The sequence below is a fragment of the Aeromicrobium sp. PE09-221 genome, assembly GCF_002174305.1.
GTDB lineage: Bacteria > Actinomycetota > Actinomycetes > Propionibacteriales > Nocardioidaceae > Aeromicrobium.
Window position 1 is genome coordinate 1 of sequence record NZ_MIJB01000044.1, and the last position, 10,754, is coordinate 10,754.

8 protein-coding genes, 1 tRNA gene and 1 CRISPR repeat array are annotated in these 10,754 nt (G+C 68.3%); of the genes, 1 reads left to right on the plus strand and 8 read right to left on the minus strand.

What is annotated here, in order from left to right:
* Positions 1-290 precede the first annotated feature (290 nt).
* The 5 genes from BHE97_RS18635 to BHE97_RS18655 form a co-directional block, all read right to left on the minus strand.
* Positions 291-363, minus strand: a tRNA-Ala gene (locus BHE97_RS18635).
* Between the two features lie 24 nt (positions 364-387).
* Positions 388-1,305 (minus strand): hypothetical protein, encoded by a 918-nt coding sequence (locus BHE97_RS18640; RefSeq protein ID WP_087625544.1) that lies wholly within the window; start codon positions 1,303-1,305, stop codon positions 388-390.
* 66 nt (positions 1,306-1,371) lie between these two features.
* Complete coding sequence (locus BHE97_RS18645) at positions 1,372-1,968, minus strand: GNAT family protein (protein ID WP_087625545.1); 597 nt, start codon at positions 1,966-1,968, stop codon at positions 1,372-1,374.
* A complete protein-coding gene (gene glp / locus BHE97_RS18650; RefSeq protein WP_087625546.1) occupies positions 1,968-3,284 on the minus strand; it encodes a gephyrin-like molybdotransferase Glp in 1,317 nt (438 codons plus the stop codon). The genes BHE97_RS18645 and glp overlap by 1 nt, the downstream gene beginning before the upstream one ends.
* A gap of 10 nt (positions 3,285-3,294) precedes the next feature.
* Positions 3,295-4,641 (minus strand): UTP--glucose-1-phosphate uridylyltransferase, encoded by a 1,347-nt coding sequence (locus BHE97_RS18655; RefSeq protein WP_087625547.1) that lies wholly within the window; start codon positions 4,639-4,641, stop codon positions 3,295-3,297.
* Between the two features lie 48 nt (positions 4,642-4,689).
* On the opposite strand from BHE97_RS18655, the gene BHE97_RS18660 reads away from it, so the two are divergent.
* Positions 4,690-5,271 (plus strand): 5-formyltetrahydrofolate cyclo-ligase, encoded by a 582-nt coding sequence (locus BHE97_RS18660; protein ID WP_087625548.1) that lies wholly within the window; start codon positions 4,690-4,692, stop codon positions 5,269-5,271.
* Between the two features lie 161 nt (positions 5,272-5,432).
* Here the strand turns inward: BHE97_RS18660 and BHE97_RS19865 are convergent, their stop codons facing one another.
* The 3 genes from BHE97_RS19865 to BHE97_RS18685 all read right to left on the minus strand — a co-directional run bounded on the left by BHE97_RS19865 (position 5,433) and on the right by BHE97_RS18685 (position 10,041).
* Positions 5,433-6,659 (minus strand): C40 family peptidase, encoded by a 1,227-nt coding sequence (locus tag BHE97_RS19865; protein ID WP_140400264.1) that lies wholly within the window; start codon positions 6,657-6,659, stop codon positions 5,433-5,435.
* Positions 6,660-6,790: 131 nt separating this feature from the next.
* Positions 6,791-8,482 carry a GMC family oxidoreductase gene (locus tag BHE97_RS18680; protein ID WP_087625552.1) on the minus strand — a complete coding sequence of 564 codons (1,692 nt, stop codon included), beginning with the start codon at positions 8,480-8,482 and terminating at the stop codon, positions 6,791-6,793.
* Positions 8,479-10,041 carry a succinic semialdehyde dehydrogenase gene (locus tag BHE97_RS18685; protein WP_087625553.1) on the minus strand — a complete coding sequence of 521 codons (1,563 nt, stop codon included), beginning with the start codon at positions 10,039-10,041 and terminating at the stop codon, positions 8,479-8,481. The genes BHE97_RS18680 and BHE97_RS18685 overlap by 4 nt, the downstream gene beginning before the upstream one ends.
* Before the next feature lie 344 nt (positions 10,042-10,385).
* Positions 10,386-10,719: a CRISPR direct-repeat array (repeat unit 28 nt; unit sequence GGATCATCCCCGAGTGCGGGGAACAGAC).
* Positions 10,720-10,754 lie beyond the last annotated feature (35 nt).

Genomic DNA, 10,754 nt, shown 5'->3' on the forward strand with positions numbered 1-10,754 from the left:
CGACGCCACGGCCTGACACCACCACGACGAGGCACTCGACCTACTGGAGAACTGCGCCGCGATCTACTCCCGCTGCGACGACACCAACCGCCGGCTGTGCAACCAGGCGCTCTTCACCAAGATCTACATCGACGAGGACAACACCCTGCGGCCCGAGCACGCTCGCGCCTACGAGGTCTTGGTCGACCCCGAACTCAACGGCAACGCACTCACTTGGGCAGAGAAATCACACAAGGTCCAAACCCCGGCCCGTATCTCTACGGGCCAGTGTTTGAACCTTGTGCGCCGGGTGGAGCATAGGAGATTCGAACTCCTGACCTCTTCGATGCGAACGAAGCGCGCTACCAACTGCGCCAATGCCCCAGTGGCACCGAGCCTATCACTGGCTCAGTGACCGACCGCCCGGCGGGTCTGCGGATGGTCCTGCTCGTCGCTGCGAGTCGGGAAGTCCACATTCTCGCCCTCCACGTGGCCGGAGGTCCACGCGCCCGCCTGGGTGAAATCGATGGTGCGGACCGTGCGACCGGCGCGCGGCTTGGTCACATAGGTGGGCACCGTCACCGGGAGCGGATCCCACAGCATCTGACCGTCGACACCGACACTCGGCACCGCGATCTCCAGCTGTTCGTCGAGGGCATCCTCGGTGAGGGGCACGTCCTCCATGACGTGCTTGCGGTCAGGATCGATGTCGTCGACATTGACGATGATGGTCTCTTCGTCATCGGCGCTGTACTCCGGTGCGGACGACGATGTGACCCGGGATCTGAGCGATCCGATCTTGCCCTTGAGCCCGGCGAGACGACCAGCGCGCGGCTCACGCGGCTCGGCGGTGTCCGGGGCGGCAGGCCGTTCCTCGCGCACGCGGGGGGCTCGGGCATGGGCGATGCCGCGCTCGGCGCGCACCATCACCCGGCACAGGATCAACCAACCCACGATGAGCGCAGCCGGAACGGCGATCGCCCACAGCGGCAGGTACCCGAAGCCGGCGACTCCCCCGACGACCGCGAGCAACGCCACGAGCGTGAGCAGGGTGTTACGGCGACGGCGGGCGGCGATGCGTGCCGCCTCTCGCGTGACAGTGGGGGCAGGACGGCGCGGCGCAACCTGCGGCCGGGGATCGGCAGCAGACTCGGCGGCGGGGGAAGAAGTGTCGATCTGGTTCGACGTCACCACACGGCGCATGGGACCCTCCGTATCGAGTGCGGAGTTCTTATTGGCCTCGTCGTAGCGACGCAGGACCAGCGGCACGAAGTACGTCGCCCAGAGGGCGACGACGAACGCGACGATGAGTCCGGAGGAAGCCACGTTGAAACCGTAGGGCTTCGGAGACCCGGATCGTGGGATCAGCCCACGTGTGTCGCCGATGAGTTGTCACACGTGACGTCGGTGCCACCGGCGCAGGACCCCCTCGGGGACGTCCTCGGAGGTGAGCTGGAAGAGCACGTGGTCCTGCCAGTCTCCCGCGATGTGCAGGTAGCGCGGGGCGATGCCGATGCGCTGGAAGCCGAGTTTCTCGACGACCCGCAGGCTCGCGGCGTTCTCGGGACGGATGGCGATGTCGACACGGTGTAGGCCCGCCGGCCCGAGCAGATGGTCCGTCACGAGCGCCACGGCGGTCGGCGTGATGCCGCGTCCCGCATGCGACCTCGCGACCCAGTAGCCGATACTCGCCGACTGCGCCGAGCCGCCGGTGATCGCATTGACCGTCAACTGGCCCACCATCTGCCCCTCCCAGGTGACCGCGAACGGCATGACCTTTCCCTCACGGGCACGGCGGCGCAGGCCGCTGATCATGGTCACATAGGAGATCGGGGACGGCCCCGCGCCGGGCGGAAGGGTAGCCTCCCAGGGGGCGAGCCATTCGAGATTGTCGGCCCGCAGCCGCGACCAGGTGGTGGCATCGCGCCGGGCCAACGGCCGGACACCGACCTGGCCGTCACGCAACGTGACCGGCCAGCCGCGGGCCATCAGAAGGAGCGATCGAGGACGATGGTGCGCACCGTGTCGCCGAGGTTCAGCGCCGTCTCATCCTCGCCCACGACGATCAGCGCGTTCGACTGGGCCAGGTGGCCGATCAGGTGAGCGCCCCGCCCTTGGACCGGCGTGACCTTGGCACCGCGGTGGGTGACCTCGAAGACGCCTCGCACGTACTCCCGCTGTCCCGGTTCCGAGGCGATGTCCTCGGCGAGGACGGCATGGACCTGCGGACGGCGGTAGGGAGTGCGGCCCATCAGACGGCGCAGCGCCGGGAGCGCGAAGACCTCGAACGAGACGAAGGCCGAGACCGGATCACCGGGCAGCGCGATGAGCGGGGTCTCCTCGTCGAGCACCCGCCCGAATCCCTGGTCGTGTCCCGGCTCGAGGGCGACATCGTGGAACTGCACCGTGCCCATAGAACCGAGCACCTGCCGCACGACATCCCGGCGCGAGTGGCCGAGCCCGCCGGTGGTGATGACCAGATCGGCGCGCACCAGCTGATCGGACAGGACTCGCTGGAACTGACGCGGATCGTCGCCGACCGCGCCCACCCGGAAGGCGATCGCCCCGGCCGCGCGTACCGCGGCGGCGATCATCGAGGAGTTGCCGTCGTAGACCGAGTCGTGACCGAGGTGCTCCCCCGGCTCGCGCAACTCGCGACCGGTGGAGATGATGACGACACGCGGACGCGGGCGAGCCTTGATCCGCGAGCGTCCCACGGAGGCCAGGAGGCCGATCTCGCGCGGTCCGAGCACCGAGCCCTCGGGCAGGACCAGCGACCCGGCCTGCACATCTTCGCCCTGGCGGCGGACATTCTGTCCGGGGTTCGCGGGACGGGTGAAGCCGACCCGCGCATGATCCCCACGCACGTGCTCGACCGGGACGACAGCGTCCGCTCCATGCGGCAGCGGGGCCCCGGTCATGATGGTGACGCAGGTGCCCGAACTGATCGCGAAGGGCTTGCCCGATCCCGAGACGATCTCGCCCACGAGGGGGAGCTCGACGGGACCGGTCGTGCTCGCCCCGGCGAGATCCTGTGCGGCGACGGCGTAGCCGTCGATATCGGCGGAGTCGTGTCGCGGCAGGTCAAGATCGCTGACGATCTCCTCATGCAGCGACAGTCCCAGCGACTCGACGACGGGCTGATCGTAGGCACCGAGCGGACCGATACCGCGCAGGATCGTCTCGAGGTGGTCCTCGACCGTGAGACGTCCTGGAGCGATGCTGTGCGGTCGCGGCCTGGGCGGCAGCCCAGAGCCACCAGACGCCGCGGTGGACGCTCCGCTCGTCGACTCTCCCGCTGTCATGTGTGTCAGCCTAACCCGCGCGCAGGACGGTTCCGGCAGCGACGTTCCGGGACTCGCCGTGCGGCGCCGTGACCGTGACGTCGCCGATGACCGTCGCCGCACCCTCGAAGCTGACATCGCCCTCGACCCTGAGACGCGTCGCCCGCGCCAGGGAGAGCGGCTCGGGCACGCGCCTCTCGAAGTCCGCGATTCTGGTGAAGTAGTCGCGATCGAGCGATACCAGCGGCGCCGCCGAGGCGGCACGCAGACGCCCGTCGGGGCCCAGCTCGTACACATCGGAACGCAGGAGCGCGAGATCATTGGTGGTCTTGACGGGCAGGAACCGCGAGCGCGGCACCTCGATGGCCGTCGCACCGTCGAAGACCTCGACCGCCGCTCCCATCGCGGACTCGATCTGCACGACCTTGGGCGAGGAGGGGTCGGTCGGATCGACGGTCTTCTCATTGCGGATGAGGGGCAGCCCGATGACTCCGCGCCGCTCATCCAGGACTTCGCGCAGCCGCACCAGATCGAACCAGAGGTTGTTGGTATGGAAGTAGCGATGCCGCTGCGGATCGGTGGCGTACTGCTCGTCCTCGGCGGCGGTCTGCGCCGTCTCGCGCAGCACGAGCCGCCCGTCGCGCTTGCGGACCACCAGGTGGCCGCCCTTCACATCGGCGGGCGTTCGTTCGCAGACCTCGGCCGCATAGGGGGCTCCGGACTGCGCGAACCACGCCATCATCTGCGGATCGGGCGCGGCACCGAGGTTGTCGGAGTTCGAGACCGACACATAACGGAACCCCTCGTCGATCAGGCGATCGAGGACACCCGAGGTCTGCAGCGCCGTATAGAGATCACCATGGCCCGGCGGGCACCACTCGAGGGAGGGATCGGCGGGCCAGTCGACGGGGGCGAGGGTGTCGGCGCGGAGCTTGGGCTCGCGGTTCTGGAGGAAGTCCAGCGGCAAGTCGCCGTGGGCCAGATCGGGATAGCGTGCAAGGGCTGCCAACGTGTCATCGCGGGTGCGGAAGCTGTCCATGAAGAGCAGCGGCAGACGGACACCGAGATTCTCCCGGACGTAGGTGACCTGCCGGGCGATGATGTCGAGGAAGCTCGCGTCCTCGCGAACCCGCAGCAACGATTTGGCCCGGTCCATGCCCATCGACGTGCCGAGACCGCCGTTGAGCTTGATGATCGCCGTGACCTGCGCGGCCGCGCGAGCCTCCTTCGGGCTGAAGGCGAGATCGGCGACCGCGTCGATATCGCGCAGCGGGTCGACATCGGACTCGCGGATCGCACCGCTCGCTCCGGTCTCCAGCTGAGCGTAGAAGTCCGAGAACACGTCGATGGCCTGTTGGGGGACGCCCGCGGCGTGCATCCGCTCCTGCGCTTCGTTGAGTCCACTCACCCGCCATAGGCTAGCGCCATGTCCGGTTCCGCACCCGCGAGCAAGCCGATGCTGCGCCGCGAGTTCCTCGCGCGTCGCCGTGCGCGACCCGCCGCCGAGCGTCGGGCATCGGGCGAGGCGCTTGCCCTCCACGCACTCTCCCAACTGGCCCTGAGCCGCGGACCCCGGGTCGCGTGCTACCTGCCGATGGCGGAGGAACCGGACACCCGGCCGCTCATCGAAGCGCTGCGAGGCCGGGGAGTCGAGGTGATCGTGCCGGTCAGCGACCCGGCGACCCGGACGCTCGACTGGGTCGTGGTCGACGACGAGCCGATATCGCTCGGTGCGCACGGGATCGCCGAGCCGTCCGGCATCCGCCTGGGCGCGGCGGCGCTCGGGACCTGCTCCGCGGCCTTCGTGCCGGCGCTCGCGGTCGATCATGCCGGTCACCGGCTGGGCCGCGGGGCCGGTTACTACGATCGCGCCCTGGCGCACCATGCCGGCCTGACCTGCGCGATCGTCTTCGCCGACGAGCTCGTGCCCGCCCTCCCCCACGAGGACCACGACGTGACGGTGAGCCTCGCGATCACCCCCGCCGGGATCTTCCGCCCGGAGTCCTAACCCCTCAGCGGCGGGCGGTACCTGATCAACCTCACCTCCCGCGAGGCGGTAGCTGATCAACGTTATCGAGGCCTCGGACAGGTTGACCGTCTACCGCTCAACGGGGCCTGGGGTCACTGGCCCACCGCCCGAGACAGGCCCCTTCCATAGCCGGCCCGGCATCAGAAGGGGCGCGCGGCGAGGTGCGGGGCACCCATCCAGGTATCCGACACGATCTCGACGGGACGACTGGAGTTGGGCGCGTGGATCATCCGTCCGCCACCGAGCGAGATGGCTACGTGGTAAATGCCCGATCCGTTCTGCCAGAACAGCAGATCACCCCGCTGACGCTGCGCCGGATCGATCTTCCGGAAAGCGTTGTACTGGTCCCCTGCCACACGCGGCGAGCTTCCTCCGGCCGCTTGGATGGCCCGCATGACCAGACCCGAGCAGTCGAAGGAGTTCGGACCCGCGCCACCCCACTGATAGGGCTTGCCCAGCTGGGCCTGCGCGTAGCCGATCATCGCCTCGACACCCGACGGGTTCGGAGCGGGAGCCGGGGGTGGCGGCTTCGGCGCGGGGGGATTCGGCTTCGGAGGTGGAGGCGGCGGCTGGGTGGGTCGCGGAGCCTCGGTGGTGGGAGCGGGACGATTCGGAGACGGCGAGCTGTTCTCACCGCCGGACCCGCCCGGCGCCCCCTCGGGCACAGATGAGGGTCCGGAGGAATCGATGCGCTCGTCGATGCGATCTTGCCGCGAGGTCACCTCGTCGACGCTGAGCTCCTGCAGCCTGGCCAGCTCCTCCAACAGCCTCTCGCGCTCACCGGCCAACTCACCCTGACGCCGTTCCGCCTCCGCGATCGTGTCCTCGATGAACCGCACGGTCGAACGTTGCGCGGCGAGGGCGTCGTCGCGACGCTGCTGCGCGCGCTCGGCCTCGTCGAGCACGGTGCGCACGACCGCCTGTTTGGCTTGCAGCTGCGAGATCTGGGCTGCCACGGCATCCTGCGTGCTGGCGAAAGCGCCGGCGCGCTCGAGCAGTTCACGAGGCTCGCTCGAGCCGACCATGGAGGAGATGGCCTGGATACTGTCGTTGCCTTCCAGTTGCCTCAAGGTGAGATCGGCGACCGTCGCCCTTTCGGTCTCCAACTCGGCTTCGGCGTCGGCGATCTGCCCGCCCAGCTCCGCGATCTCCGCATCGGCGCGCTCCGCTGCCACCACGGCGGCGTTGTACTGCTCGGAGGCCGCCGCCGCGTTCGCGTACAGACCGTTGAGCGCCTGCCGCGACTCGACCAGTTCGACCTGGATCGCGGCGACCCGGTCCTCATCGGGGGCAGCCTGGACGGCGGACATCGAAGCCCCGATCAGGCCGACGACCGACACCACGAGCAGGGGGAAGCGGCGACTCATAGGTCACCACGCTAATCGCCCAGAGCCTCAGGGGGAACACCAGTCACATAATTTTCTTCCGTCACATGCGTGTCGGTGCTGGACTTCGGTCGAAAAAGGACGACTATTCGCATCCCATCATGGGAGACGTGTCAGCCGACTCCTACCACGGGCAAGCGCAGCGCAGCCGGCGCGGAGTCCGGCACGACCGGATTCTTCGGCACGACCGGCTCCACCCGCCGATAGCGGGCACCGAGGGGCGGACGCGGATCCGCCTCACCCTTGTTCGGCCACAGGGCCATCGCCCGCTCGGCCTGCGCGGTGATCGTCAGGGAGGGATTGACACCGAGATTGGCGCTCACGGCCGACCCATCCGCGACATGGAGCCCCGGGTGGCCGAAGACCCGCTGGTACGGGTCGATGACGCCATTGGCCGCCGAGTCCCCGATCGCGCAACCGCCCATGAAGTGCGCGGTCATCGGCACACCCACCGGCTCCCCGATGGTGCCGCCGGCGATACCGCCCATGACATCGGCCATCGCTCTGACCGCCTGATGGCCCTCAGGGATGTAGGTGGGATTCGGCAGCCCGTGCCCCTGGCGAGAGCTGAGCCGGCGACGACCGAACAGCCCCTTCTTCGTGTACGTGGTGATCGAATTGTCGTAGGCCTGCATGACGAGTGCGATGACCGTCCTCTGCGACCAGTGCCGCCAGTCGAAGATCTTGTGCAGATAGGGCATCATCTTGGCCATATTGATCGCCCATTCGAGCAGTCGGTGGCGGCCGGTGTCGGCGGGCGCCAGAGCGGACTGCACCAGCATCATCGCATTGGAGCCCTTGCCGTAGCGGACCGGCTCGATGTGCGTGTAGGGATCGGGGTGGATCGACGAGGTGATGGCCACGCCCTCGGAGTAATCGACCGAGTCGTCGGTGGCGATGGCCCCGAGCAATGCCTCGGAGTTGGTACGGGTCAGCACCCCGAGACGACGTGAGATACGCGGAAGATCGCCGGTGTCGCGTAGCTTGTGCAGCAGCCGCTGAGTGCCCAGAGCGCTCGCCGCGAAGACCACCTGGTCGGCGGTGAACGTGGTGCCCCTGCCGAAGCGCTTGTCGGTCGGTTTGGTGCTGATCTCGTAACCGCCCCTACGCCGGGGACGCACCCGCGTGACCGTGGTCAGGGCGAAGATCTCCGCTCCGGCCTGCTCGGCGAGGTAGAGGTAGTTCTTGACCAGCGTGTTCTTGGCATTGTGCCGACAACCCGTCATACACTCCCCGCAGTTGAGGCAGGCATTGCGTTGAGGTCCCGCGCCGCCGAAATAGGGGTCGTCGAGCGGAGCTCCCGGCTCCGGCCCGAAGGCGACGCCCACGGGCGCGTAGTGGAAGGTGCCCTCGACACCCATGCGACGCGCGGTCTCCCGCATGACCCGATCGGCCGGTGTCTCCATCGCGTACTCGACAACGCCGAGCATCCGCTTGGCCTGGTCGTAATACGGCGCGAGCTCGTCCTTCCAGTCCGTGATGTAACCCCAAGCGGGATCGCGGAAGAACGGCTCGAGGGGCTCGTACAGTGTATTGGCGTAGACGAGCGACCCTCCCCCGACGCCCGCGCCGGACAGGATGAGGGAGTCCTTCAACAGGTCGACGCGCTGGATGCCGTAGCAGCCGATCGACGGGGCCCAGAGGTAATCGCGCAGGTGCCAGGACGTCGTGGCGAACTCATCATCGCGGAAGCGTCGCCCCGCTTCGAGCACGGCGACGCGGTAGCCCTTCTCGGTGAGCCGCAGGGCCGAGACGCTGCCGCCGAAACCCGATCCGATGACGATGACGTCGTAATGCTCGCTCATGCCTTGCCCGCCTTCTTGAGGATCCGGAGGCCGAGGGTCATGAGCTTGCTGAACACCCCGGCGCCGATGAAGGGCGGACCTCCCACGGGCATCAACCGCTGTGCCCCGATCGCCTGGCTCTCGGTGAAGCGCAGAAGACCCTCGGCCCCCTGCCTGCGACCGGTGCCCGACTCGCGCATGCCGCCCATCGGCGCGTCGATGCTGCCGAAGGTGGCGGCGAAGCCCTCGTTGACGTTGACGGTGCCGGCCTTTAACCGGGCCGCGACCTGCTTCGCCGCGCGCGCCGGCCCCCAGACGCTGGCGTTGAGACCGTAGGCGCCGGCATTGGCGAAGGCGACGGCCTCGTCGACGGTGTCATAGACGTAGAGGGAGACGAGCGGGCCGAAGGTCTCCTCGGCGAAGCACTCGGCCGCCGGAGTCACGCCGTCGAGCACGGTCGGCTCGTAGAACCAGGGGCCGAGATCGGGGCGGGCACGGCCTCCGACGAGCACCGTGGCGCCGTGGGCCTTGGCGTCCTCGACGTGCTTCTCGATCGTGGCGAGCTGCGCCGGGGAGACCAGAGTGCCCATGTCCGCCTCCCAGTCCAGTGCGGTGCCGAAGCTCATCGCCTGGACCCGGCGCACCAGCGCGTCGCGGAAGGCCGCGTACTGGCGTCGGTGGACGTAGATGCGCTCGATGGAGACGCACAGCTGGCCCGCGGAGGAGAAAGCGGCGGTGACAGCACCGGCCGCGGCTTTTTCGACATCCGCTCCCGGCAGTAGGATCATCGGGTTCTTGCCCCCGAGCTCAAGCGAGCAGCCGATGAGCCGTTCCGCGCACTGACTCGCCACGCGCTTGCCGGTAGCGGTCGAGCCGGTGAAGCAGATGTAGTCCGCGCGCTCGATGATCGCCTGTCCCACGACGGAGCCCTGGCCGCTGACGACCTGCCAGATCTCCGGCGGGAACCCGGCATCGCGGAGAAGCTCGACCCCGGCGAGAGCTGTCAGCGGGCTCTGACTATCGGGCTTGTGCACCACCGCGTTGCCCGCCGCGAGGGCCGCGAGGCCGTCCGAGATCGCCATCGTCAGGGGGTAGTTCCAGGGGCTGATGACGCCGACGACACCCTTGGGCTGCTGCACCTGACGTACCGAGGTGAGCCCCGGGTAGACGCCCGAGCGACGGTGCGGGCCGACGATCTTGGCCAGTCGGCGGCCGTAGTAACGCGCGGTGAGCGCGAGGTGGGCGATCTCGTCGAAGGCATGTGCGCGAGCCTTGCCGGACTCGAGCTGGATGAGATCGAGGAGCTCCTCTTGACGGTCCAGGACGAGGTCGTGCAGCCGCAGCAGCATCCGCTGGCGCGCCTGGAGGGAGGTGCGCGCCCACGCGCGCTGAGCACACCGGGCGGCCTCGAAGGCGGACGAGACATCGTCGACGCTGGAGACGGGGATCGTTGCGATCTCGTCGCCGGTCAGCGGAGAGACGGTACGTCGCGTCTCGCCAAGGGAGGTGCGGACGAGTGCGGTGAGCTGCCGGACTCGGTCGTCCGACACCGGGTATGTGACCTGGCTGACATCGAGCATGTCGATCAGGATACCGCGAGTATCTCAAATGTGACACGGGTGATGTCACATTCTGAGGACGAGTACACGTCCCGAACGACAAGACGTGCGATGGGGCGGGACGCGCGGGCGGTGAGTCATCGCGCGGTTTCACCGTCGGAGTGCGTAGTAGCTCACCGCCTGCCAGCAGCGATCATTCATCGCACCAAGAGGAGCCTCACGTGGCGATGCGTGGGAAATCGCCCCGCGCTGCACGAAGGATGTGGTTCCGTGGTTGCGCTGGCTACCACGGAACCACATCCTTCGTTCATCCGCGCGTCTGCGGGGAGCACGCGCGGATCACGGCGGCGGTCTTCGTCGCGCCCGGATCATCCCCGAGCAGGGGGAACGGACCTCACGGCCCAGGCGTCCTTAGCTACGGCTTCGGGGATCATCCCCGAGTGCGGGGAACAGACGCGGTCGTTCTCGATCACGTGGGATGCGAGCAAGGATCATCCCCGAGTGCGGGGAACAGACACCCGGCGGTGTATCCGTTATTCGTGCCGTGCCGGATCATCCCCGAGTGCGGGGAACAGACGATCGCCCCACCGGCCTCGGTGCCGGACGTCAGGGATCATCCCCGAGTGCGGGGAACAGACACCCGGCGGTGTATCCGTTATTCGTGCCGTGCCGGATCATCCCCGAGTGCGGGGAACAGACGATCGCCCCACCGGCCTCGGTGCCGGACGTCCGGG

Excerpts from the sequence above, each read along its gene's own strand:
- BHE97_RS18645 (WP_087625545.1), bottom strand. The coding sequence starts at position 1,968 with ATGGCCCGCGGCTGGCCGGTCACGTTGCGTGACGGCCAGGTCGGTGTC.
- glp (WP_087625546.1), bottom strand. The coding sequence starts at position 3,284 with ATGACAGCGGGAGAGTCGACGAGCGGAGCGTCCACCGCGGCGTCTGGT.
- BHE97_RS18655 (WP_087625547.1), bottom strand. The coding sequence starts at position 4,641 with ATGCACGCCGCGGGCGTCCCCCAACAGGCCATCGACGTGTTCTCGGAC.
- BHE97_RS18660 (WP_087625548.1), top strand. The coding sequence starts at position 4,690 with ATGTCCGGTTCCGCACCCGCGAGCAAGCCGATGCTGCGCCGCGAGTTC.
- BHE97_RS19865 (WP_140400264.1), bottom strand. The coding sequence starts at position 6,659 with ATGAGTCGCCGCTTCCCCCTGCTCGTGGTGTCGGTCGTCGGCCTGATC.
- BHE97_RS18680 (WP_087625552.1), bottom strand. The coding sequence starts at position 8,482 with ATGAGCGAGCATTACGACGTCATCGTCATCGGATCGGGTTTCGGCGGC.
- BHE97_RS18685 (WP_087625553.1), bottom strand. The coding sequence starts at position 10,041 with ATGCTCGATGTCAGCCAGGTCACATACCCGGTGTCGGACGACCGAGTC.